Below are 24,342 nucleotides of genomic sequence, written 5' to 3'. Positions count from 1 at the left end.
CCCTGACACGCCGTGCCGAGGCCGGCCCGGACTGACTTGGACCACTTCTTCCTGTCCGCCCCCGGTTCACCGCCAACACCGCGCCGCCCGGGTCCTGCTACCGGAATACCCAGGCGGCGCGGCGGTGATCACTGGTGATTCGCGTGGTGAAGAAGAACGTCGGCGCGGCTCAGGAGGCCGCCGAACCCTCCTTCGACGGACCCCGGCGGGGCGTCGTACGGTCCAGGTGGGTGACCACTGTGGTGTAGAAGCGGTGGACCGCGTCGTCGACGCTGCGGATGAAGCCGGTCTCGGCGTTGCCGCGGCTGCTTCCCATGCTCTTGAGGAGGGAGAGCCGGAAGCCGGTGATGCGGGTGGTGTTGTCCTTCGGCAGCATGTCCGCCGGCTCGGGGCGGAGGCGTTCCAGGGTGCCTCGGGGGCCGCCGGTCTCCCCCTCGACGAGGGTCTCGACGTGGAGGTCCGCCGGTGCGTCGGTCAGGTGCCTGACGAGCCGCTTGGCCCAGGACAGGGGATAGCCCTGCTCGGGTGCGGGGATGTCGATGGAGGTGCGCAGCTTGCCGGTGCGGAGGTCGGCCGTGATCGCCAGGACGCCGGGCGTTCCCTCGATGCGCAGCTCCGCCGAGAGCCTGCCGTCCCGGCAGAGCCGGTCCGCGAGGTCGCTGCGGCGGGCGCCCGGGTCCGTTCCCCGCTTGGCGCGCTGGACGGGCAGCACCTTCTGTCCCAACTCGCCGCCCAGTCCGAGGCACACCTGGCGGATGAGGCGCTCCCAGCTCTCGACGACCTCCAGGGCGCGTGCGTCACCCTGGCACAGGGTCTCGTCGTCGATTCCGTTGCGCACGGGGACCCAGGCCGGGCCCATGTTCTGGAAGCCGTGGCAGCCGGAGTTGTCGTGCTGGAGGTAGTGCAGCAGCTCGTGGAGGAGCCAGGCGTGTGCCGCGTTGCCGACGCCCTCGTGGCGGATCAGCATCTGCGCCTGGTGCGCGACCTCCGCCCACGACAGGTGCCAGAGCCCCACCTTGTGCTTGCGACGCTGGTCGATCTTCACGTCGACCAGAGGGCTGCCCTCCAGCGCGACGTCGTTGGAGAGGGTGATCACGGCTTCGTAGCCACGGCGCGCGGCTATGTCCATGTACGCCTGGACCTGGTCGGACTTGAGGGCGTTGCCGTTGGTCTTCGTCTCGACCAGCGCCGTCCAGAGTTTCCCGGCGCGCTCGACGCGGATGACTCCGTCGGGGCGGCGCGGGGTGTCGCCGTGCGGCAGGGTGACCTCGGTGAAGGTCTCCATCCGGCCGGCGGGCGCCCCGAACGCGGCGGTGAGCCTCCTGCCGAACTCGGGCACCTGTGCCATCACCGACAGCAGCACGGAGGTGGCCCGCATCTCACGGTCCCGGTCGCTCTTGAGCGTGGACACCGGGAAGAGCCGGGCGGCCCGCCAGGCGTCGTTCTCCGCCAGGGACTTCTTGGCCGCCTTGGGCAGCGTGACCTTCTTCTTCGCCGTGCGGGGGCGGGTGGCCGGCTTCTTCTGCCCGGCGTCGTCCTCGGGCGGTCGCGGAGCCGGGACGGCAGCCTCCGACGTCGCTCGCGCGGCCGGCTCCTCGTCTGCCGCGGTCGGTGACGTCAGGTCCGCCCGCTCGTCGGCCGCGGCGGCCTCCTGCGCCTCCACCGCGGCCGCGTCGTCCTCGATGTCGACCCCGAAGTCCATGGCCAGTCCGGCCAGGCCGGTGGCGTATCCCTGGCCGACGGCCCGGAACTTCCACTCGTCGGCGCGACGGTACAGCTCACCGAAGATGATCGCGCTCACCGAGTCGGCGTCGTCGATGGCGAAGTGGAGGAGGTCCTCGCCCGCGCCGTCCGCGAGCGAGAGCCGTACGTCCTCCAGTTCGCCGAAGCGGGCCTCGCCGTAGCGGCTGGCGGCCACGACGACGCGTTCGACCTCGGGCGGGACGGCGGTCAGGTCGAAGCTGATCCGGTCCTCGTTCCCGTCCGCCGTCGGCGTCTTGCCGAGCAGTTGCACGCTTCCGTCCGCGGCCACCGGGTTGTTGTAGAAGTAGAAGTCGGCGTCGCTGCGCACCTTGCCGTTCACGTCCAGCAGCAGGACGGACACGTCCGCGTCGCCCTCGCCGGTCGGGCTCCCCCAGCCCAGACTGACGAGCACCGAGCCGACGTTCTCGCTCAGGGCTCCCAGAGAGACGTTCGAGCCCTTGATCATTTCATGCACTATGCCCCCACCGTACGCAAGCCGGGCACGAGGAACTCCCGTCCCGGCCGCCTCACATCGCGACGCAGAGTGACGCGCCACACACAAGTAACTGTAGTGCCCATGGAGCGGGGCGGAAGGGGTCGTTCGGAAGTCGCTCCTCCAGTTCGGCGGGGGCGGCTCCCGGCGTGGCCCGGGGCCGGCGCTGGGACGCCTCCGGCAGGTCCGCGACTCCCCTCGCCACCCGCCCGCCAGTGCATGGCGGGATGACGGCAGAGCGGACCGACAACGCTGCCGGCCGCCGGAGCCGGGCGGTCAGGTTCGGGAGGCCGACGGGGTCAGGTGCACAGCGACTGGAAGGTCTTGGTGTCCTTCTGCCACTCCTCGAACGCCGAGTCGAACGCGGTGGAGTACCTGCCGAGGGCGTCGGCGTCCCGGCGTTCGCCCGCGTCGTCGACCCCGGCCTGGGCGGTGCTCATCGCCCGGGTGTCGTCCGCGATGTCACGCAGTGCCGACTCCACTGCGGAGTCGCCCGCGGCGTCCGCCGCCGCGTCGAGGTTGGAGGCCAGTACGCTCAACGTGGCACTGTCGGTCTTGTCGTACATGGCGGTCTGGCTGCTGAAGACGCGGTTTCCCTGTGCGCAGCCGTCCGGCTGCTCGTCGGCCGTCTCGTCCTGCGTCGGGTCCTCGGCGGTGTCCGAGCCGGTATCGGTGCCCGAGCCGGTGGGGGTGCCCGTGTCGGTGTCCGTGTCGCTGCCCGTGCCTGTGCCACCGCTCGCGCCCGTGGTCGCGCCGAACGCCGGGGCCGGGCGGGTCGGGCCCGCCTCCGCCGCGGTTCCGGACGGCTTGCCCTCGGACCTGACCCAGGCGAGCACCTTGTCGGGGCCGATGGCCATCACCACGACGATGGCGACGAAGAGGAGACAGCCGAGCACCGAGCCGACGGAACTGTCCGCCGTGGGGGGCGTCTTCCCGGCTTTGCCGGCGTCGGGCTTGGTGGTGGTCCTGGTCGGCCCGGTGGTCGGCTTCTTGGCCGGCTTCTTGCTCGGTTCGGTGGTGGTCTTGGTCGCGGACCCGGCCTTGGTGGCGGTGGTCGCCGGCTTCGTCGGGGCCGTCTTCGCCTTCTTCGTCGTGGCGGTCTTCTTGTACTTCACCGTGTCGTAGCCGGCCAGCGAGATCGCCAGTGTCTCCGGCAGCCAGGAGCCGGCCAGGCCCAGCGTCTCGCCCTCGGTCCGCCGGCGCGCGTGGCGCATCACCTCGTCGACGGCGGGTCGCTCCTCCGGGGCCTTGGCCAGGCACCGCTCCACGATGTCGCGCACCTCTGACGGGCAGTCGTCGAGGAACGGCTCCTCGTTGATGATCCGGTAGAACAGGGCCTCCGAGTTGCCCTCGCCGAACGCGGCGTGCCCGGTGGCCGCGTGGACCGCCAGGTTGCCCAGCGCGAACACGTCGGTCGCCGGACTGGCCGAGCCCGCGCGGATCTGTTCGGGAGCCATGTACGCGGGGGTGCCGATACGGACCTCGGTACTCGTGGCGGTCGTCGCGCTGGCGGCGTGCGCGATGCCGAAGTCGATGACGCGGGGGCCGTCGTCCGCCAGGAGGATGTTCGCCGGCTTGAGGTCGCGGTGGATCAACTCACAGGCGTGGATGGCGGCGAGGCCCTCGGCGACGCCCGCCAGCAGCCTGAGGACGGTGAGCGGTGGGAGCGGTCCGTGCTCGGAGACGGCCTGCTGCAGCGACGGCCCCGGTACGTAGGCGGTGGCCAGCCACGGGAGCTTCGCCTCGCCGTCGGCGTCCACGACGGGCGCCGTGTACAGCCCCTGCACTCTCTGGGCGGCCGCGATCTCCCTCTTGAAGCGGCGGCGGAACTCGGGGTCCTGGGCGTAGTCAGGCCGTACGACCTTGACGGCGAGCGCCCGCCCGCCCGGGCTGAAGGCGAGATACACGCGCCCCATGCCGCCCGCGCCCAGGCGGGCCCTCAATTCGTACCCGGCGACCCGCTTCGGGTCGTCGTCCTCGAGAGGAGTGAACCGGACTGCCATCCGTGCCCCCGTCGCCGTGCCGCGCGCCTTTGGATAGCAGCACTATCTCATGGACGTACGCCAGTTGGGCAGCGATTCGCGTGCACGGTTCGTCACGAAGCGTCGCGGAGGCCCGTACGCTCGTACGCCCCTACGACACTCGTACGTCTCTACGACAGCGGGACGCGGAGCCGGTACGTCCCGCGCGGCGCCGCGACGCCGGGCGCGCTCCCGGAGTCCTACGCCGTGGGCCTCGTCATCACCATCCGCGCGATCTCCACGCGCGACTTCGCGCCCAGCTTGCGGTACGCGCGAGTGAGGGCCGCCTCGACGGTCTTGACGCTGAGGACCAGGGCGGTGGCGATCTCCCGGTTGGTGGCGCCCTGGGCGACGCGGGCCACGACGCTGCGTTCGGTCGAGGTGAGGTGTTCGGACCAGGAGCCGACGGCGGGCAGCGGGACGGGGGTGTCGGCCGCGCGGTCGCGTTCGGCGCGGGTCATGGCGACCCAGGAGCGAGCGTCCGCCTTGGTGAAGACGCGCAGGGCGTCGGCGAAGGCGGCCCGGGCGGCCGTCTCGTCCCCGGCGAGGCGGCGGACGCGGCCCAGGCAGACCCGGGTGCGGGCCTCCTCCAGGGGGTACCCGGTGACCCGCAGCCGTGTCGCGGCCTCCTCGAACCCCCGTACCGCGTCGCCCAGTTCGCCTCGTGACGTGCTGACCGCGGCCTTCGCTCTGTCCAGCGTGGCCAGGACGCCGTGCCGGCCGAGGCGTTCGGCCTGGTGGCGGGCCCGGGCGATGACGGCTTCCGCCTCGTCGGCCGCGCCGCTGCCGGCCAGGGCCTCCGCGAGGTCGGCGTGCCAGCGCCGGGCCGCCGGGTCCCGTTGGCCCTGGCCGGTCTCCAACGCGGCTGTCCTGGAGAGGAGTTCGGCGGCCCGGTCGTACTGGCCGGCGAAGAGCCTGATCCTGCCCTCGGCATGCAGGGCGCGGGGCAGGAAGAGCCGGTCGTCGTCGTCCTCGCTGTGCCGTCCGGCCGTCTCGGCGGCGGCGAGCGCCTGGCTCAGGCTGCCGCCCGCCGTCTCGGCGAGCGCGACCGTGTACCAGGCGGGCCCTGGGCTCAGTCCCGCCTCCTCGGTGATGCGCAGGCTCTGCCGGGCGAGGGTCAGGGCCGGCCGGCAGCGGCCGCGGAGGATCTCGACCTGCGCGAGGCCGTTGAGGCAGTGGCTGAGACTGTCGGCCGAGCCTCGCTGGCGCAACGTGTAGACGAGGGTGCGCAGTTCGGAGCGGGCCTGGTCCAGCTCGTCGCGGGCGAGGTGGAAGCGGTGCTTGAGGTAGGCGGGGCCGTTGTGGTGGGTCATGGCGTGGGCGTCGTACGGCGCGGCGAGGGCGGCGGCCAGGGTCGTCTCCGCACGCGGATGCCCGAGGAAGAGTTCCAGGGCCGCCTGCTGGGTCAGCGCCATCAGCTCGGTGTGCCGGTCGCCGGTCCGCGCGGCGAGTTCGGCGGCACGGACGGCGTGGCCGTGGGCGCGCGCCGCGGAGCCGCCCACCATCCACTCGCGCCAGCTCATCCGGTAGTGCAGCGGGGCCAGCAGCCCCGGGTCGCCGCCGGCGTCCCGCACCGCCTCGGGAAACACGTCGGCGATCTCGGCCATGGCCTGGCCGCAGGAGTCGATGACGACGTTCCAGGCCCGTACCCGGTCGGCGGGCCGGTCGGCCTCGGCCAGGGCCTCGTGGGCCAGTTGCCGGGCGAAGTCGAGGTCTCCGGCCGCGAGGCCGTCCTCGGCGGCGGTGAGCCGGCGGTCGACGTCGGCGCGGGCCTGGTCGGCGGGGGTGTGCTCGGCGGCCATACGGCCCAGCCGTGCCGCGATCGCGGGGGCGCCGCGCCGGCGGGCGGCGCCGGCCGCGTCGGCGAGCCGTTGCGCCACGGCCGGGTCGGGGCCGGCCGTGAGGCGGGCGATGTGGTGGGCGCGCTCGACGGCGTCGTCGGAGGCCTCGGCCAGCGCGCGGTGCGCCCGCATGAGGTGTTCGTACGGGGTCTCGGCCGCCAGCACGATCGGCGTCAGCGGGTCCGGGAACCTGATGATCCCGTGGTCGGATGCCCGCGTGGCCCGCGAGACCCCGAGGAGGCCGTGCCGTACACAGATGTCGACGTCGGCCGCTGCGTGCGGGCGGCCGGCGCGCCGCAGCAGCTCCACCGTGGGGCGGACGGCGGCGCCCGCGGTGACCAGTGTCTGCCGGGCGCGGGCGGGCAGGGCGTCGATGCGGTCGAGGATCGGCCGGCGCAGACAGTCCGGCACGGGGAGCGGTTCCGCGCTGTCGGGCGGATCCGCCCCTTGGACGCGGACGCGGTCGTCGAGGGCGGAGCTGAGTTCCAGCGCCGTGCGGGGGTTGCCGCCGGCGGCGTGGTGCAGTCGGGCGGCGAGCGGCCGGGGCCAGGCGGGGTGGTCGTGCGCCTCCAGCAGCTCGGCGGTCTCGTGCGCGGTCATGGGCGGTACGGGGATCCTGCGGGCCGGGGGCGGGCACAGCTCCAGGGCGCTCGCGAGATCGTCCGCCCCGCCGGGTAAGTCGCTGAGTACGTCGGCCTGTCGGAGCGGGGGCAACGGTCCGCGCACCTGGCGAGGGGCGGTCCCGGATCCGTACGTCCCGTCGGGCCGCGTGCCCGGTTCACGCGTCCGGCCGGGTGAGGCGCCGGGCCCGTCCGCCCCGCCGGCGGTGCGCAGGGTGACGAGTACGGATGTGCCCGAACCGCCGCGCCGGGCGAGGAACTTGAGGACGTCGGCCGTGGGCGCGTCGAGCCACTGGGCGTCGTCGACGAGCAGCAGGAGCGGGCCGGCGCCGGCGAGCCGCGCGAGGACCTTGCGGACGGCGATGCGCAGGACGAGCGCGTCGCGTCCGGTGGCCGGATCGGTCCCCGTGAGCGGCGCGGCGCGCAGTAGGGCGCCTTCGAGTACGGCTCTCTCGTGGGCGGCGAGCGCGGCGAGGGCGTCGTCGCCGACCGGGGCCAGGAGGTCGATGAGGCCGAGGAAGGGGCTGTCGCGTTCGGACGGGGCGGGCGAGCAGCGCAGGATCCGGTGGCCACGGACGGCCAGGTCCGCCGCCAGCCGGGACGCCAGGGTGGTTCTGCCGATGCCCGCCGGGCCGGTGAGCAGGACGCCGCCCGTGCCGGTCAGGTGGGTGCGTACGGTGTCGCGGAGGGCCTCGCGTGCGACGGCGGGCGGCCGGGACTCCATGGGCCTGTCGGCGGGCAGCCTGGGCTCCATCGGCCTGTCGGCGGGCTGCCGGGGCTCCATCGGCCTGTCGGCGGGCAGCCGGGGCTCCATCGGCCTGTCGGCGGGCAGCCGGGGCTCCATCGGCCTGTCGGCGGGCAGCCGGGGCTCCATCGGCCTGTCGGCGGGCGGCCGGGGCTCCATCGGCCTGTCGGCGGGCGGCTCGGGTCTCGCCGGTCCGTGGGTCGGCAGGGTGGTCGGCTCGGTCATCGCAAGCCCTTCCGGACACAGCCTCGTTCACGCGCCGGACGCCGATCGCGCACGCTTCGGCCGCCGGGCGGGAACCTGCCCTTCATCGCGCCGCGCCGAATGTAGGGCCGCCTTCGCGGAAAGGTCAAGACCAATCGCGGTTGCCGGCGGCGCCCGTCCGAAGGCCCCGGGGCCGTCCGTCGGAGGCCCGGACATGGCTCCCGGGCACGCCGACCGGGCCGTCGGCGGATGCGCCGACGGCCCGGTGGCTGTGTGCCGGTCAGAGGCGGTCAGGAGCGGTCGGTCAGGAGCGCCACCGCCCGGCGCGGGCGGTCACCGCCGCCCGGCGAGCGGCCTCAGCAGGCGCCCTCGTCCTTCCAGACGGCCCAGGAGCCGGGCGCGCCCGGCTCGGCGCCGGTCGAGTACCACTGCGAGGACCACTTGTGGCCGTTGTACGAGACCTGGTCGCCCGGCACGTAGCCGGTGGTCGCGCTCCAGGCCGGCAGGTTGCCGCAGCCCTGCGGGGGCGGGGTGCCGCCGCCGGTGACCGTCCAGGTGAAGGAGGCGGTGCCGGTGGCGTTGTCGGTGTTCTTCGCCGTGACGGTCACGGAGGAGGTGCCGGCGGTGGTCGGGGTGCCGGTGATCCGGCCGGTGGTGGAGTCGATCGACAGTCCCGCCGGCAGCCCGGTCGCGCTGTAGGTGAGCGTCCTGCCGCCGGGGTCGCTCGCCTGGATCTGGAGGGACACGGCGGTGCCGACGACGCCGTTCTGGTTGCCCGGGTTGGTCACCGAGGGCGCGCCCGGCTGGCTGTTGCAGGTGCCGGGCACGGGGTCGGCGCCGGTGACGCTGACGGCCGCCCAGGCGGCGGCGACGGCGTTGTACTCGGCGCAGTGGGCGCCGTAGAGGTCGGCGGCGGCGCGCAGCGAGTCGGTGCGGGCCTGGTGGTAGTTCTCGCTGCTGTTGGCGTAGGAGGCCAGCGCCTTGTACCAGATCTTGGCGGCCTTGTCGTTGCCGATGCCGGTGACGGTGGAGTTGTCGCAGGTGGGGCTGTTGCCGTAGCCGTGCTCGCCGCTGCCGACGGCCAGCAGGAAGAACCAGTGGTTCAGCGGGCCCATCGAGTAGTGCGGGTCGAGGCTTCCGTTGCCGCTGCTCCAGCAGTTGGGCGAATGGCCGTCGAGGGAGGGGTTGTACATGTAGCGCAGCGGGCGGTTGTCGCCGCTGATGTTGATGAGCTCGCCCATGGTGTAGTCGGGGGTGTCCACGGGGTTGTCGGCGTAGAACTCGACCATGGTGCCGAAGATGTCGCTGGTGCCCTCGTTCATGCCGCCGGTCTCGCCGGTCTCGTCCCAGCCGGTGAGGGCGCCGCTGACGCCGTGGCTCATCTCGTGCCCGGCGACGTCGAGTTCGACCAGCGGACGGGCGTTGCCCTGGCCGTCGCCGTAGGTCATCTGGGCGCCGTCCCAGAAGGCGTTGACGTAGGCGTTGCCGTAGTGCGTCCGTGAGGGCACGCCCCGGCCGTCGCCGAAGATGCCGTTGCGGCCCTGGACGTTCTTGTAGTAGTCGAACGTCTTCGCGGCGCCGTAGTGGGCGTCGACGCCGGCGGAGGCGGGGTCGCTGGTGGAGCCGTTGCCGAAGGTGCCGCTGGAGCTGGTGAAGACGCTGCCGGTGCCGCTGGTGGCGTGGTTGAGGTTGGTGGTGTAGCCGTTGCCGTGCGCCGGGTCCTGCATCGTGTAGCCGCTGCCGGACTGGGTGACGTCGAGGGAGACGCGGCCGCTGTAGATCGACTGGCCGGTGCCGGCGACGGTGGGCGCGGCGGCCTTCGCGGCGCCGGAGGCCCCCGCCGTGACGGCGGCCTTCACGGTGCGGGAGGCCTTCGCCGTGGTGGATGCCGGGCGGGCGGCGGGCGCGGTCCCCGGCGCCGCGAAGGTGTCCACCTCGTCGCTGGTCCGTACGACCTTGCCGGTACGGGCGTCCACCAGCACGTGCAGGCGGCTCGGTGTCTGGTCTTGGCGCACGCCGCTGACGACCGTCTCCCAGACCAGGGTGGCGTGGGCGCCCTCCATCTGCACCGCGAGGTGCGAGGCGGAGACGGATGCGACGCGGCCGTCGAAGGCCGCCCTGGACACCGCGGCGGCCCGGGAGGCGGCCAGTTCGGGCCGGGTGGAGACCGCACCGGAGGTTCGCGAGCCGGTGGCCAGCGAGTCGTACGTGCCGTCCTTCCTCAGGCGCACGACGACGTCGCCGCCGTAGGCGGGCAGTCCCTTGTACGTCCGGTCGAAGCGGACGGTGGCGGAGCCGTCGCGGTCGACGACGAGGTTGCGGACCGCGAAGGCGTCTCCGTCGGCCTTGTGGGCGGCGCCGGGGTGTGCGGCCAGCGCCTTGCGCGCGTCGCCCACGACCCGGTCGCGCACGGCGGGCGTCGGGTCAGCCGTGTACGGAGCGGCGGCGAAGGCCGCGGCGCCGGCCGGGGCGGGGTTCCGGTGCGGCGCGGGGGCCGCCGTGGCGGCGGGCAGGGCGACGGCGGACGCGGACACGCACGCCAGAGTGACCGTCAGAAGTCTCGCGGCTCTTCGTATGTCCATGGAGCGGGGAGTTCCTTTCACCTCGTGCACGGGAGCCCGTCGCCTGGTCGCGGGGCGGTGACGGAGGCGGCGGACGCTGCGGGGACCGTCGGCGCCGCTCGTGGGCCGAGCCGCGCCGACGCACGAGTGTCGGAAGGCGGCGGCCCCACCGGCCAGGCACTGCACCGAGGGAGAGGGGTTTCCCTATCCCCGCCCGACCCGGCGCGGCACGGTGCGGCGCCGGGTCGGGCGGCATTGCCCGGCCGCGGGAAGGGGAGCGCGATCTCCGTTGCCGCAGGGGGCCGGGGCGGGCGATGCTGGGTCGATGCCGGGACAACGGAAGCGCGGACGCGGGCGGCAGGAGGCGGCACGGCGGTCGGCCGCCGGCGCGGAACCCGGCACGGGCCGCTGAGAAGTCCTCTTCGAGACGCGGGACGAGGCGCACTGGCGCGCGTACCTCCGCGGGCTGCGGGCCGGCGAGGTGCGGATCGACGGGAAGCGGATCGACGGGGCGACGACCCGGATCGACACGCTCTGCGGGCGGCTGGCGCGGCCGACCACGTACCGGCTGAGCGTGTTCGTGCCGGACGACGGCCGGACGAGCAGGAACGCGGACACGGGCACGCACACGAAGGCGCCATGACGGACGACGGCCTCCGGACGCCTCATGGCGGGCGGCGGGCGGCGGGCGGCGGGCGGCAGGCGGCGGACGGCGGGCGGGCGAACTCCGCCTGACGGGACTCCGGCTGAATCGGTGACCTGCGCCACAGACCGGCCGGACGGTGCCCGCCGCTGGACCCGGGGGCCCCTTCGACGTGCTCGCGCGCATGCGCACTCCGCTCGCGCCCGAGTGAGCCGGCACACACGGGCGCGCGGCTCGCACACCAACTCGGGCGCTGCTCGCCCGCATTGAGGGTATTCGTACAGGCGTCCTGTTTGGGGCCTATCTCTATTTCCGTGGCTTTCCGGACCTTTGCCCGTTTCACTCGTGATGGTCCGCCATGCGGCAGTTGGGTCACAGGAAGCAGCCAGGAAGAAGTACGGGTATGTCCTATTCGTCCGAGATGCCAGAAGTCCCCATCCATCCCCACACGGTGACGGCCGCCGAGGTCGTCCCCGGAGATCTCGTCGCGCTGACGCCGGAGGCGGCCGACCGTCGGCAGTGGTGTGTCGTGATGCACACCCTCCCGGAGTCGCCCGAGACGATCCGGGTCACCCTGCGGCCGCCGCTGGGCGGCGTGGACCACGACGAGGTGCTGCGGCGCGAGCAGGAGGTGGTCGTCGCCGGGCGGCGGCTGGACGAGGCGGCGGTGCCGGCCGTGACGTCGCCCCGGCTGGACGCCGTGGAGTTCCGGGACGGGGACACCGTCACCCGGCTGCGGGCCGTCGACCCGCAGGGCGTCGAGGTGACGTACCGGCGGCGGTGGGGCGTCTGGCACCTGGACCTCGACTCCAGGACCTCCGGGACCGTCTCCGACGACGACGTACGGGGCTGGGCCGCCGACGCCGACCGGGCGGGGTACGTCGTACGGCACCACGCGCGGCCCGCGCACGCGCCCTCGGCGACCGTGCCCCGGCGGGTCGTCGTGACCGGGCTCGGGGCCCTCACCCCGCTCGGCGCCGGCGTGGACGAACTGTGGCGGGGACTGCTCGACGGGCGGCACGGGATAAGGGAGTTGGCCGGCGAGGAGTTCGCCGGACTGCCCGTGCGGGTCGCCGGTGTCGTGCCGGTGGACCCCGCCGCCCTGCTGCCCCGGGCCGCCGCCCGGCGGATGAACCGCTCCGCGCAGTTCGCCGTGCTCGCCGCCCGCGAGGCCTGGGGCGACGCCGGGTTCGCCGAGGGCGGGACCCGGGAGAGCGGGATCGATCCGGAGCGGGTCGGGGTGAGCCTCGGGGCCATCCTCGGGGACGCCTCGGTCCTGGTCGGCGGGGACCGGAGGCTGCGCGAGAAGGGACCGCGCGGCGTGTCACCGCTCACCACGCCCATGACCGTGCCCTCGCAGGCCGCCTCCCAGGTCTCCCTCGACCTGCACATCACCGGCGAGGCCCGGACCGTGACCAGCGCCTGCGCCTCCGGGACCGAGGCGATCGGGGAGGCCATCGACCGCATACGGTACGGGCGCGTCGACGTCGCCCTGGCCGGTGGCGCGGAGGCCGTCGTCACGCCCGCGATCATGGCGTCCTTCGCCGCGATGAGGGCCCTGTCCGACCTCGGGACCGAGGACGGCGTCTCGCCCTCTCGGCCGTTCGCCAAGGACCGCGCCGGGTTCGTCAACGGCGAGGGCGCGGGGGTGCTCGTCCTGGAGGCCGAGGAGCACGCCCGGGCCCGGGGCGCCCGGATCTACTGCGAGGCCGCCGGATGGGGGCTGTCCGCCGACGCCCACCACATGGCCGCGCCCGACCCCAGCGGCGGCGGTGTCGCGCTCGCGCTGCGGCGGGCCCTGTGGGACGCGGGCGGGCACGTCGTCGACGTCGTGCACGTCAACGCGCACGCCACCGCCACGGTGGAGGGCGACCTCGCCGAGGCCGGCGCCCTGCGCACGGTGCTCGGCGAGGGCCCGGACGGGAGCGTGGGCGCCGGGGTGCCGGTCACCGCGCTCAAGGGACACCTCGGGCACCTCCAGGGGGCCGCCGGCGGTGTCGAGGCCGTCGCCGCCGTGCTCACCCTGCACAACGGGGTCGTGCCGCCCACCGTGGGCTGCGCGGAGCTCGGCGAGGGGATCGGCCTGGACGTGGTGACCGGCGCCCCGCGGGCGCTGCCGGACGGCGGCGACCTCGTGCTCAGCAACTCGTTCGGCTTCGGCGGGCACAACGCGGTGCTGGCACTGCGGCGGGTGTAGCCGGGACGGCGGGAGGGGCCTCGGAAGCCGCCCGTACGCGGGGTCGGGGGGCGCGGGGGCGGGGAGCGTAGGGCACCGCCGGCGGGTCGGCGCTGCGCGCGGGTGCGGAACGGGGCGCGGTTGATCGGGGCGCGGGCGCGGCGGCGTACGGCGGGACGGCGGCTTGCGCCTGGGCGCGACGACGTGGGGCGGCGGACGGCGAGACGCGACCGCGTACGGCGGGGCGCGGACGGCGTGCGGCGGAGCGCGGCGTGGGACGTGCGACGGAGCGCGGCGGGCGGCGGGGCACGGGGCACGGGTGTCATGCCGTGCGCTTGCGTGCCGCCGTCTTCTTCGCCGGGGCCTTCTTCGCCGTGGCCTTCTTGTCCGCCGTCTTGGCGGTCGACGTCGTCTTCTTCGTCCGGCTGGTGGTCTTGGGCTCGCTCTTCTTCGCCGCGGTCTTCTTCGCCGTCGACTTCTTGGGCGCCGGCTTCTCCTCGGCGGCGCGGGTGGACTTGCGGCGCGGAAGGTGCCTGACCTCGGCCTCGGACCCGGACTCGGCTCCGCCCCGCGCCGCCGGCTCACCGGCCTCGGCCTGTTCCTCCCCCTCAGTGCCCTCCGCGCCCTCCTCGCCCCTGGACCGTCTGGCCGCCCGGACGCTCTTCTCCAGGGCCGCCATCAGGTCGAGGACCTTGCCGCCGGGGGCCGGTTCGGGACTCTCGGGCGGCGCCTCGCCGGAGGCCTTCGCGGCGATGACCTCCTCCAGGGCCTCGCGGTACTCGTCGTGCAGGTCCTCCAGGTCCACCTCGCCGAGCGTGTCCATCAGGGCGTCCGCCAGGTCCAGCTCCTTGTCGCGGACCGTCACGTCGACGTCCGGGGCCACCCCCTGCGGGGCGCGGATCTCGTCCGGCCAGAGCAGCCCGTGCATGGCGATGACGTCGTCCACGACGCGCAGCATCCCGAGGCGCTCCCGCCCGCGCAGGGCGAACTTCGCGATCGCCACCCGCTGACTGCGCTTGAGCGCCTCCCGCAGCAGGGTGTACGGCTTGGCGGCGGGCGCGCCGCTCGCGGCCAGGTAGTAGGCGCTCTCCATCTGGAGCGGGTCGATCCGGTCGGCCGGGACGAACGCCACGATGTCGATCGTCCGCGCGGTCGGCAGCGGCAGGTGGGCCAGGTCGTCGTCCGTGATGGGGATGATGCTGCCGTCCGAGTCCTCGTACCCCTTGCCGATCTCCCCTTGGGTGACCTCGCGGTCCTCCAGCTCGCACACCTTGCGGTAGCGGATGCGGCCGCCGTCCTTCTCGTGGATCTGGCGGAACGAGATGGCGTGGTGCTCGGTGGCGTTCATCAGCTTGATCGGGATGCTGACCAGACCGAACGAGATGGCGCCGTTCCAAATGGATCGCACGTGCAGCACCTTCCGGATCGGAGCGGTACGGGAGGTTCGTCACAATATGAACGGTTTGTCGTGGTTTTCTTATCGTATGGCACCGATCACAGAGGTGGAGGGGCGACGGCTCGCGCTCAGCAACCTGGACAAGGTGCTGTATCCCGCCACCGGGTTCACCAAGGGTGAGGTGCTGCACTACTACGCGATGATCGCCGACGTGCTGCTCCCCCATCTGCGCGACCGGCCGCTGTCCTTCCTGCGGTATCCGGACGGGGCGGACGGGGAGCGCTTCTTCGTCAAGAACGTTCCGGCGGGTACGCCCGAGTGGGTGACGACCGCGGAGGTGCCCCGGTCGGCGGGGGCGGCCCGCATGGTGCTGGTGCAGGATCTGGCGAGTCTGATGTGGGCGGCCAACCTGGTGACCGAGTTCCACACCCCGCAGTGGGTGATCGAGGCGCCCGGCGAGGCCGACCGGCTGGTCTTCGACCTCGACCCGGGGCCGCCCGCGACGGTGGTGGACTGCTGCCGGGTGGCGTTGTGGCTGCGGGAGCGGCTGGCCGCCGACGGGGTCGAGGCGTGCGCGAAGACCTCCGGGTCGAAGGGGCTGCATCTGCTGGCGGCGGTGCGGGGGACGACCAGCGAGCGGGCCTCGCGGTACGCGAAGGGGCTCGCCGTGGAGGCGGAGAAGGCCATGCCGGAGCTGGTGCTGCACCGGATGACGCGGAGTCTGCGGCCGGGGAAGGTGTTCGTCGACTGGAGTCAGAACGCGGCCCGGAAGACGACCGCGGCGCCTTACACGTTGCGGGCCCGGGGGGTGCCGACGGTGTCGGCGCCGGTGACGTGGGAGGAGGTCGCCGGGTGCGAGGAGGCCGAGGCACTGGAGTTCCTGGCGGGGGACGTGGCGGCCCGGGTACGGGAGTCCGGGGATCTGATGCGGGCGGTGCTGGACGTGGAGGGGGCCGCGGAGCTGCCGTGAGCGCGGTGGCCGCGGGCGTGGGGGGCGGCACGCTCGCCGCGCCCGCGGGACGCCGCCGCGTCCCCTCTCCCCCAGGCCCTCGAGGAACAGGGTGACCCCATCGACCCAGCGGCACGACTGCCCGCAGCCGAGCCGACGGGAGCACCGCCCGCGGCCGGAACCGCCGGATTCGCGGCCGGAGGCCAGGGCCGTCGGGGTGCCGCCCACAGCCGGAACCGCCGGATTCGCGGCCGGAGGCCGGAGCCGTCGAAGCCGCCGGGCCCGCCGCCCGCACCGGCACCGCAGGGCCCCCGGCCCGCGGGCCGCGGCCCGCGGCCGGGGTCGACGGCTCGGTGGGCGCGTCAGACCCTCGTCCAGGTCCTGCGGTCCCTCGCCATGGCGTGGAGGGCGTCCACGTCCGCCGGTTTGAGGACGCCGCCCAGTTCCGCCAGGGCGGGCAGCTCCTCGTACCGCAGGACCCGGACGCCCCTCGGCGGGGCCGTGACGCTGAGGTCGGCGGGCCCGATGAGGGCCAGTATCGGGTGGACCTCGGCGGTGAGGGCGTAGGACGCCCGGTCGGCGAGCGCGCGGACCCGGCGGAGCAGGGGCTCCGGGGCGCGGCGGCCCAGGGCGACCACGGGATCGGCGATCCGGACCCGCTGCCTGCGGGCGTACACGCTGTGGACGGCGAACAGACCGCCCGGGCCGATCGCCAGGTGGTGGACGCGGTCGCCGCCGGGCAGCGGGACGGAGTGCACGGTGTGCCAGCCGGCGCCGTCCAGCCGGTCGAGGGCCTCGCCGACCGCCTGTTCGGCGGCGAGCGCCCGGCGCCTCGGGTCCGGACGGAGCCGGGTCGCCGGACCGGGGTCGCGGTCGAGGGCGATCAGGAGGGCCTCGCCGGGACGGTTGGGCGCGAGGTCGTCGTCCGGGTGCAGGCTCAGCCGGGCGAGGTCCGCGGCGGTGGGCACGGGCGGCGGGCCGACCGCGACCGGGCCCGTCAGGAAGGGGCCGAGGGCGTGGAGGACGTCCTCCCGCTCGGCCTCGCTGAGCAGGTGGACTCGGGCCGCCTCCCGGTCGTACCAGGCGGCGCTCCTGCCGTCCGGGTGGCAGACGTAGAGCCGCTCCTGGCCGTGGTGCCGGCCCGGTATGACGCGCAGGCCGCCCGGGCCGGGCCGCCCGGGCTGTCGACGTGGTCCGCTCATGCACCATCACCCCTATGACCATGGGAACAGGCGGGGTGCTCCCAGGGCAAGAACCCGGCTACCGTTGGGGTGCGGTGGGGAGCGGAGTGGGGGAGGCGCCGTTGCGGACCCGCAGGAAGCAGCCCGACGTACCGGCCCCGGACAGCCCGTGGAGCGAGATCGTGCCCGGTCTGTGGATGGGCGGGCACGAGTTCCGCGCCCGCTCGGGGCTGCGGGAGGCCGTCGTCGTGCGCGACGAGTTCGATCTGGTGCAGACCCTGCTCAGGCTGCCGGGCCACGGCCCCGGCGGGGGCGTCGAGCACCAGGTGTGGCCGATTCCCGACGGTCCGCTGGACGGCACCCAGCTGGCCGGGGTGATACGACTGGCCCAGACCGCGGACGAGGCGGTCGACGCCGGACGCCGGGTCCTGGTCCGCTGTTACTCCGGGTACAACCGCTCCGGGCTGGTCGTCGGGCACGTGCTGATGCGCCGGGGCCGCTCCGCCGACGAGGCGATCCGGCTGATCCGCGACCGCCGCTCCCCCTGGGCGCTGCACAACGCGCTGTTCGCCGACTACCTGCGGGCGGGACTGGCAACGGTCCGACTCCTGGAGGAACTGGCCGAATAATCGTTTCGTCTTACTGCATACGCTGCACGGGGCCGTCCAGTAGACGCCCGGTGCACAAAAAGGACTTCCATACGAATAAGGTGTACGCGCCCTGTGCGCGCCCTTCCCCGCCCCTCATCCACCGGAGAGCAGTGTCCCGCAGACGTCCCGCCCTGTTCACCGCGCTCGTCGCCCTGCTGCTGGGCACGGCCACGGCGTGCGGCGACGCGGGCGGCCTGCGGTCCGCCGGCGGTACGCCGACCGCGGTCAGCCCGGCCCGGCTCTGGCCCTCGCTGCGGCCGGCCGCCAGCCCGGCGTGGCCCTACGACGAGGTGCAGATCGAGACGGTGAAGGGCGTCACGGCCCCCGGCGACGACATCCGCCGGGTCGACCCGGTGGCCGTCGTACGGGCCGAGGTCGCCGCGCACCCGGACGACTACACGGTCGCCAAGGCGCCGTACCGCGAGGCCGCGACCAGGCTGGCCGACTGCGGCAAGGGCGGCGAGGACCGGGAGCGGTGCCCCGTCATGCGGCCGTACTACCGCGACCTGACCGGTGACGGGCGCGAGGACATGACGCTCGGCTTCCGGCTGTACCCGACCAACCAGACCGCCGTGCGCGTCTACACCTTCGAGGGGCACAAGCTCGTCCAGGTCTTCGCCAACGACGACGCCGTGATCGGGGTGGAGCTGGCCGGGCGGGCGGTGATCATCCGCTCGCCGGCCGGGATCGCCGGGTACGAGTACCGCACCACGTGGTCCTGGGACCCGGACCAGCGGGCGATGGTGTTCACCCGCGACGAGTTCCTGCGCACCGGGCGGCGCAAGCCCACCCGGGCGCACACCCCGGCGGCCACCGCCTCTCCGTCGCCCGTCCCCCGGCCGACGCCGACCCCTGACCTCACCCCCGGCCCGCCGTCCTCGGGCGCGCGGTCCTCGGACGCGTCCTCCGCGAGCGCCGGATGAGGGTCGCGCTCCCCCGGTGGGCCGGGACCCTCCCCATGAAGGCCGCCGCCTTCATCACGGTGATGTGCTGCGCGCTCGCCGCGCTGCTCGGCATCCTGGTGCACGTCTCGGTGACCGACCAGACCGTCGGCCAGGCCCGCACCCTGGCGCTGTCCCGGCTGAAGGACGCGACCAGCGCGTTCGAGGACGGGGACACGCTGCTGCCCGGCGCGGGCGTGGACCCGCCGGGGCTGCCCGCCTCGCTGCGCCGGCTGGCCGTGGACGGACAGCGCGGCACGATGGTCGGCCGGCACCACGGGCGGCCCACGATGTGGGCGGCCGGCCCCGCCGACCACGGGCGGGCGCTGGCCGTCGAGGTCGACTACTCGCAGCAGGCCCGCACCATCGCCGGTCTGGACGGGGCCATCCTGTGGTCCTCGGTGCTGGCGATCGGGGCGACGCTGCTGGTGGGCGCGTTCGCGGTGACCCGGGTGACCCGGCGGCTGCACGCGACGGCCCGGGTGGCCCGGCGGATCACCGCCGGCGACCTGGACGCACGCGTCAACGACCCCCTGACCCGGGACCGTTCCCGCCCGCAGGACGAGGTGGCCGCGGTCGCCGCCGCGCTGGACTCCATGGCGTCCTCGCTGCAGGGCAAGCTGCTGGCCGAGCAGCGGTTCACCGCGGACGTGGCGCACGAGCTGCGCACCCCGCTCACCGGACTGCACGCGGCGGCCGAGCTGCTGCCGCCGGGCCGCCCCACCGAGCTGGTGCGCGACCGGGTGGCCGCGCTGCGCACCCTGACCGAGGACCTGCTGGAGATCTCCCGGCTGGACACCGGACGGGAGCGGCTCGACCTCGACGCCGAACACCTGAGCGCGGTCGCCCTGCGGGTGGTGCGCGCGGCGGGTCCCGGCGCGGATGTGGGCACGGGAGCCGGGACCCGCGTCGAGGTCGTACGGGACGTGTACGTGGAGACGGACCGGCGGCGGCTGGAGCGGGTGCTGGGCAACCTCGTGGCCAACGCGCACCGGCACGGACGGGAGCCGGTGGTGCTGACCGTGGACGGGCCGGTGGTGAGCGTGCGCGACCACGGCGAGGGCTATCCGGAGTACCTCCTCGCGCACGGGCCGCAGCGGTTCCGCACCGAGGGCGGCGCGACGGGGCACGGGCTGGGGCTGACGATCGCGCGGGGCCAGGCGGAGGTGCTGGGCGCGCGGCTGGACTTCTCCAACGCCCCGGACGGCGGCGCGGTGGCGACGCTCACGCTGCCTCAGCGCCCCCCGGGCGAGGGGCCTGCGGCCGCGGTCCCCGCCGACCCCTCGCCGAAGCGGCGCTGACACCTCCTCACGTGGGGACGCGCGGCCCCGATGGCGCAGTGCGGCGGGCGCGGGACGAATGTCGCTCCTAATGTGGCGGTTAGTCAGATTCGTCCGCCGCCGGCGGGCTTCGCCACCTCAGGTGGAGGTTCTCCATGTTCCTGCGTTCCCCCCTCACCCGGCTGGCCGTGGCGGCGGCCGCCGGCGCCCTGGTGACCACGGCCGCCGTGGTGCCCGCCGTGGCCGACGCCGGCCGGGGCGGCGCCTCGGGGCCCGCGCCGGTCGGCGGCGAGGCCACCCCGAGCGCGGCCACCGGCACGGGCGCCGGCTCCGGCACCGCCGCCCCGGGCAAGGGCACGGCCGACACGGGCAAGGGCACGGCGGAGGCCGGCAAGGGCACGGCGACCGCCGCCCCGCAGAGCAGCGCCGGCACGCAGGCGCAGGTCGGCGGCGCCGCCGACCCCGGCGCGAACGGCACGCGCTTCTACCGGGGCCGCGTCACGGCCCGGGGCGGACTGGCCCTGCACTCCCGCCCGGACCGGGGCAGCCAGGTGCTGCGGGTCGCCCGGCAGGGCGAGGTCGTCTGGATCTACTGCAAGACGCCCGGCCAGAACGTGCGGGGCAACAACCTGTGGTACCTGCTCGCGGACGGCACCTGGGCGTGGGGCGCGGCCCGCTTCATCGACAACATCGGGCCCGCGCCACGCTGGTGCTGAGCCCCAGGGCGGGCGAAGCGCCGTCTTTCGGTAGGTTCCGGGCATGACCGAGGCCGGAACCACCGGGACCGCGAAAGCCACCGGGACGGCCGTGGCGTCCGCCGTACCGGCCGCCCCGGCCGCCGGCCGGCTCCCCCGGCGGCGCGGCGTCGAACTCGCCCTCATCGTGGTCGCCGTCCTGCTGTCCGTGTACGGCTACTGCGCCGTGGGCCTGGCGAAGTACGGCACTCTCCCGCCCGGCGCCGCCGGATACGGCGCCGGGCTCGGCGTGCTCGCGCTGCTCGCGCACGGCGTGGTGCGGCTGCGCGCGCCGTACGCCGACCCGCTGCTGCTGCCCATCGGCGTGCTGCTCAACGGGCTCGGCCTGGTGCTGATCTACCGCCTCGACCTGGAGACCCCGGGCGACCGGGCCGCCCCGGCCCAGCTGGTGTGGTCCACGCTGGGGGTCGCCCTGTTCATCCTGGTGGTGCTCGTGCTGCGCGACCACCGCTGGCTCCAGCGCTACTCCTACGTGTGCGTCGTCACCGCGCTCGTCCTGCTCACGCTGCCCATCCTCTTCCCGCCGGTGAACGGCGCCCGCATCTGGATCCGGATCGGCGGGTTCTCCATCCAGCCGGGCGAGTTCGCCAAGGTGCTGCTGGCGGTGTTCTTCGCCGCGTACCTCGCCGCGGGCCGCAGCGCGCTGGCGTACACGGGCCGCCGGGTGTGGCGGCTGCAGCTGCCCACCGGCCGGGTGCTGGGTCCGGTGGCGGCGATCTGGCTGCTGAGCGTGGGCGTGCTGGTGCTGGAGCGCGATCTCGGGACCTCGCTGCTGTTCTTCGGGCTGTTCGTCGTCATGCTGTACGTCGCCACCGGCCGTACCGGATGGATCGCGGTCGGGCTGCTGCTCGCCGCGGCCGGCGCGATCGGCGTCGGCCGGCTGGAGCCGCACGTGCACGGCCGGGTGGCGGAGTGGCTGCACCCGTTCGCGTCCATCGAGGCGGGTCAGGGGCCCGGCCAGGTCGCCCAGTCGCTGTTCTCGTTCGCGGCCGGCGGGCTGCTCGGCGCGGGGCTGGGCTCGGGCCACTCCATCCTGGTCGGCTTCGCCGCCAAGTCCGACTTCATCCTCGCCACCGCCGGGGAGGAACTGGGGCTGGCCGGGCTGTCGGCGGTCTTCCTGCTGTACGCCCTGCTCGTCGAGCGCGGCTACCGGGCGGGCCTGGCCCTGCGCGACCCCTTCGGCCGGCTGCTGGCGGTCGGGCTCGCCTCGCTGCTGGCGCTGCAGGTGTTCGTGATCGCGGGCGGGGTGACGGGGCTGATCCCGCTGACCGGCATGGCGATGCCGTTCCTCGCCCAGGGCGGCTCCTCGGTCGTCACCAACTGGGCGATCGTGGCGCTGCTGATCCGGGTGAGCCACGTGGCCCGCCGGAACTACGACGGGAAGACCGCGCCGTGATCCGCACCGCCACCGACCACCGCGACCTCGGCCCGAAGCACACGGGCACCGGCCGCCAGGACCACGCCGTGCACCGCGAGGACACCGGAGGGCGGCGCCTCGGCTCCCCCCTGTCCCGTCCGGAACCCGGCCCGTGGGACCGCCGCTCGCCGAAAAGCGCGGAAGCCCGCCCCCGGGCCGTGCCGCCGGTGGCCGGCGGGGAACCGGGCGGGGGGTGCGTCCGGTGACCCGGTGCATCCGGCACGCCGCCGCGTTCTGCGTGCTGCTGCTGGTGGCGCTGCTGATCAACACCGCCTGGCTGCAGCTCTTCCTGAGCCCCTCCTACCGAGGCAACCCGGCCAACCGCCGTCCCACCATCGCCCGTTACGATCAGCCGCGCGGCCGGATCCTGGTCGGCGGCCGACCGGTGACCGGGTCCAGGGACACCGGCGAGCAGCTCCGCTACGAACGCACCTACGCCGCCGGCCCGTTGTACGCGCCGGTCACCGGCTTCGCCTCCCAGCGCTACGGGACGACGTTCCTGGAGCACACCGAGGACAAGGTGCTCTCGGGCACCGATCCGATGCTGGCGGGGTTCCGGCTGTGGAACGACTTCACCCGCGGGCAGGCGCCGGGCGGCGACGTCGTGACGACCCTGAACCCGGCCGCGCAGCGGGCCGCGTTCGACGGGCTGGGGCCTCGCAAGGGCGCGGTCGCGGCGATCGAGCCGATGACGGGCCGGGTCCTGGCACTGGTGTCCACGCCCTCCTACGACCCGGCGGAGCTGTCCGGCAACGGCCCGGCGGTGGCGGCGGCCTGGGCGCGGCTGAACGACGATCCGGAGCAGCCGATGCTCAACCGGGCGGTGCGGCAGACGTATCCGCCGGGTTCGACGTTCAAGGTGGTCACCGCGGCGGCGGCGCTGGACTCGGGGCTGGTGACGGACCTCGACGCGCCGACCGACTCGCCGGACCCGTATCCGCTGCCGGGCAGCACCACGCGACTGGTGAACGAGGGCGAGGGCTGTGAGAACGCCTCGCTGCGCTACGCGTTCGAGTTCTCGTGCAACACGGTGTTCGCGAAGCTGGGCGTGGACGCGGGCGCCGGGGCCATGGGGAGGGCGGCGCGGGGGTTCGGCTTCGACGACCGGGAGCTGCGGATCCCCTTCCCGGTGACGCCGAGCACGTTCGACGCGCCCGCGGACAAGGCGCAGCGGGCGCTGTCGTCGATCGGGCAGTACAACACGCGGGCCACGCCGTTGCAGATGGCGATGGTGGCTGCGGCGGTCGCCGACGGCGGGCAGTCGCGCGCGCCGTACCTGGTGGAGCGGACCACGCGCAGCGGCGGGGGCACGGTGTCGGCGGCCGGTTCGCGGCCGGCGCGGCAGGTGATGCTGCCGACGACCGCGGTGCTGCTGCGGGAGCTGATGTGCGGGGTGGTCGAGGAGGGCACCGGCCGCAACGCGGCGATCCCCGGGGCCATGGTGGGCGGCAAGACGGGGACCGCGCAGCACGGTGTGGGCAACAGGGGCACGCCGTACGCCTGGTTCGTCTCGTGGGCGCAGGGCGACCAGGACCTGGATCCGAGGGTCGCGGTCGCGGTGGTGGTGGAGGACGCCTCGGCGCGGCGCGATGACATCAGCGGGGGCGGTACGGCGGCACCGATCGCGAAGGCGGTGATGGAGGCGGTGCTGCACTCGCCGCCGCCGGCGGCGTGAGGGGCGGGGCCGCCCGCCGGGCACACGGAGCCGGCCCGCCGCGGGCGGCGGGCGCGGGCCCGGGGCCGGCCGGGGCGCCGCACCGTCGTGGAAGGCCCGGGCGCCGCACCGTCACGTGGAGCCCGTGGGCGGCGGGCCGGGAGGGTCCGCGCGCCGTACGGACCCGGACCACACGTCAGCCGGCCGGCTTCACCGTCTCGGAGCGGACCTTGCGGGTCAGCTCGGCGTAGGACCCGAGGTCCAGGTCGTAGGGGTTCTGCCCGACCGACTTGGAGTTCATCACGACGATCACGGCCGCCGTGCCGGCGTCGGCCCACCCGCACACGGGGTAGGTCACGCTCGCGCCGCCCTGCTCCCGGGTGAGCACCTCGCAGCTGACCACGGGCGAGCCGGTACGGACGAAGTCCTTGGGCGGGATCACCTCGCTGACGCCCTGGCCCTGCCGGGCGCCGCTCAGCATGCCGTGCCGCATGGCGTCGACGTCCCGGAACCGGCCGTAGGCGCCGGAGATCACGAGTCCGCCCAGGGAGTCGCCGCTCTCGTCGTACCGGCCGACGACCGCGTCGGTGATCCGGTCGTCCCGGGTGCCGCCCGCCGACTTCTTGATCTTGGCGCCCTCGGTGTCGGAGAGATCCTTGGTCAGCCGGTAGCGGCCGTCGGCCAGCGTCTTGGGGACGGTCAGCGTGGCCGTGCCCGCCGGAGCGCTCTTGTCGAGCTGCGTGCCGATCAGCGCGAGGCCCACCACGACCGCCACGACCAGGGCGAGGGCGCCGCCCGCGATGCCGAGGATCAGCCCGACCCGCCGCTTCTTCGGCGGCGGGGCCATGGGCGGGTACCCCCAGCCGTAGGGCTGCTGGGGGTACCCGGCGTACAGCGGCGGGGGCGGCTGCGTGCCGTGGGGGCCGGGCGGGTACGGACCCGGCGTCCGCGGCTGCTGCCCGTACGGTCCCGGGGGCGGGGGCTGCTGCCCGTACGGCTCCGGCGGCGGGGGCGGCGGCGCGGAGGGGTTCTGCGGTGGTGGAGGCATGGACACGCCAGCACGTTACTGCAC

At 74.6% G+C, this 24,342-nt stretch carries 15 protein-coding genes; 8 read left to right on the top strand and 7 right to left on the bottom strand.

The genetic code is table 11. From position 1 onward, the window contains the following. Positions 1-169 precede the first annotated feature (169 nt). The 4 genes from ACH5A8_RS27905 to ACH5A8_RS27890 all read right to left on the bottom strand — a co-directional run bounded on the left by ACH5A8_RS27905 (position 170) and on the right by ACH5A8_RS27890 (position 10,249). On the bottom strand, positions 170-2,209 hold the full coding sequence (locus ACH5A8_RS27905; protein WP_399006451.1) for a TerD family protein: 2,040 nt from the start codon (positions 2,207-2,209) through the stop codon (positions 170-172). A 326-nt stretch (positions 2,210-2,535) separates the two neighbouring features. Then, positions 2,536-4,239, bottom strand: coding sequence for a serine/threonine-protein kinase (locus ACH5A8_RS27900; protein WP_399006449.1), 1,704 nt, complete (start codon positions 4,237-4,239; stop codon positions 2,536-2,538). A 218-nt stretch (positions 4,240-4,457) separates the two neighbouring features. Then, positions 4,458-7,688, bottom strand: coding sequence for an AAA family ATPase (locus ACH5A8_RS27895; protein WP_399006448.1), 3,231 nt, complete (start codon positions 7,686-7,688; stop codon positions 4,458-4,460). Positions 7,689-8,023: 335 nt separating this feature from the next. Beyond that, the gene (locus ACH5A8_RS27890) at positions 8,024-10,249 is read right to left on the bottom strand and encodes a M4 family metallopeptidase (RefSeq protein WP_399006446.1); all 2,226 of its coding nucleotides are present in this window, start codon (positions 10,247-10,249) and stop codon (positions 8,024-8,026) included. A 1,025-nt stretch (positions 10,250-11,274) separates the two neighbouring features. Between ACH5A8_RS27890 and ACH5A8_RS27885 the strand changes: the two genes are divergently transcribed. Next, on the top strand, positions 11,275-13,068 hold the full coding sequence (locus ACH5A8_RS27885) for a beta-ketoacyl-[acyl-carrier-protein] synthase family protein (protein WP_399006445.1): 1,794 nt from the start codon (positions 11,275-11,277) through the stop codon (positions 13,066-13,068). 301 nt (positions 13,069-13,369) lie between these two features. On the opposite strand, the gene ACH5A8_RS27880 is transcribed toward ACH5A8_RS27885, so the two are convergent. After that, positions 13,370-14,455 carry a Ku protein gene (locus ACH5A8_RS27880; protein WP_399006443.1) on the bottom strand — a complete coding sequence of 362 codons (1,086 nt, stop codon included), beginning with the start codon at positions 14,453-14,455 and terminating at the stop codon, positions 13,370-13,372. Positions 14,456-14,531: 76 nt separating this feature from the next. On the opposite strand from ACH5A8_RS27880, the gene ligD reads away from it, so the two are divergent. Continuing rightward, entirely contained in the window at positions 14,532-15,413 is an 882-nt protein-coding gene (gene ligD / locus ACH5A8_RS27875) for a non-homologous end-joining DNA ligase (RefSeq protein ID WP_399006441.1), read from the top strand. Positions 15,414-15,754: 341 nt separating this feature from the next. Here ligD and ACH5A8_RS27870 read toward each other — a convergent pair whose 3' ends face one another. Further along, positions 15,755-16,594, bottom strand: a complete 840-nt coding sequence (locus ACH5A8_RS27870; RefSeq protein WP_399006439.1) for a nuclease-related domain-containing protein — start codon at positions 16,592-16,594, stop codon at positions 15,755-15,757. Positions 16,595-16,695: 101 nt separating this feature from the next. Between ACH5A8_RS27870 and ACH5A8_RS27865 the strand changes: the two genes are divergently transcribed. The 6 genes from ACH5A8_RS27865 to ACH5A8_RS27840 all read left to right on the top strand — a co-directional run bounded on the left by ACH5A8_RS27865 (position 16,696) and on the right by ACH5A8_RS27840 (position 23,291). Continuing rightward, positions 16,696-17,202, top strand: coding sequence for a dual specificity protein phosphatase family protein (locus ACH5A8_RS27865; RefSeq protein ID WP_399006437.1), 507 nt, complete (start codon positions 16,696-16,698; stop codon positions 17,200-17,202). A gap of 131 nt (positions 17,203-17,333) precedes the next feature. Further along, on the top strand, positions 17,334-18,146 hold the full coding sequence (locus ACH5A8_RS27860) for a hypothetical protein (protein ID WP_399006435.1): 813 nt from the start codon (positions 17,334-17,336) through the stop codon (positions 18,144-18,146). Further along, positions 18,143-19,465: an ATP-binding protein gene (locus ACH5A8_RS27855; protein WP_399006433.1), complete on the top strand. Its 1,323-nt coding sequence runs from the start codon at positions 18,143-18,145 to the stop codon at positions 19,463-19,465. The genes ACH5A8_RS27860 and ACH5A8_RS27855 overlap by 4 nt, the downstream gene beginning before the upstream one ends. A 134-nt stretch (positions 19,466-19,599) precedes the next feature. Then, positions 19,600-20,160: an SH3 domain-containing protein gene (locus ACH5A8_RS27850; RefSeq protein WP_399006432.1), complete on the top strand. Its 561-nt coding sequence runs from the start codon at positions 19,600-19,602 to the stop codon at positions 20,158-20,160. A gap of 43 nt (positions 20,161-20,203) precedes the next feature. Further along, a complete protein-coding gene (locus ACH5A8_RS27845; protein WP_399006430.1) occupies positions 20,204-21,595 on the top strand; it encodes an FtsW/RodA/SpoVE family cell cycle protein in 1,392 nt (463 codons plus the stop codon). A gap of 223 nt (positions 21,596-21,818) precedes the next feature. Beyond that, complete coding sequence (locus tag ACH5A8_RS27840) at positions 21,819-23,291, top strand: penicillin-binding transpeptidase domain-containing protein (protein ID WP_399006428.1); 1,473 nt, start codon at positions 21,819-21,821, stop codon at positions 23,289-23,291. A gap of 175 nt (positions 23,292-23,466) precedes the next feature. On the opposite strand, the gene ACH5A8_RS27835 is transcribed toward ACH5A8_RS27840, so the two are convergent. Continuing rightward, a complete protein-coding gene (locus ACH5A8_RS27835; RefSeq protein WP_399006426.1) occupies positions 23,467-24,324 on the bottom strand; it encodes a hypothetical protein in 858 nt (285 codons plus the stop codon). Positions 24,325-24,342: the final 18 nt, after the last annotated feature.

Origin of the sequence: Streptomyces sp. NPDC018610 (genome assembly GCF_044391765.1) — a bacterium.
GTDB lineage: Bacteria > Actinomycetota > Actinomycetes > Streptomycetales > Streptomycetaceae > Streptomyces.
The sequence above is the reverse complement of the archived record's forward strand: the minus strand, read 5'-3'. Positions and strand labels throughout refer to the sequence as shown.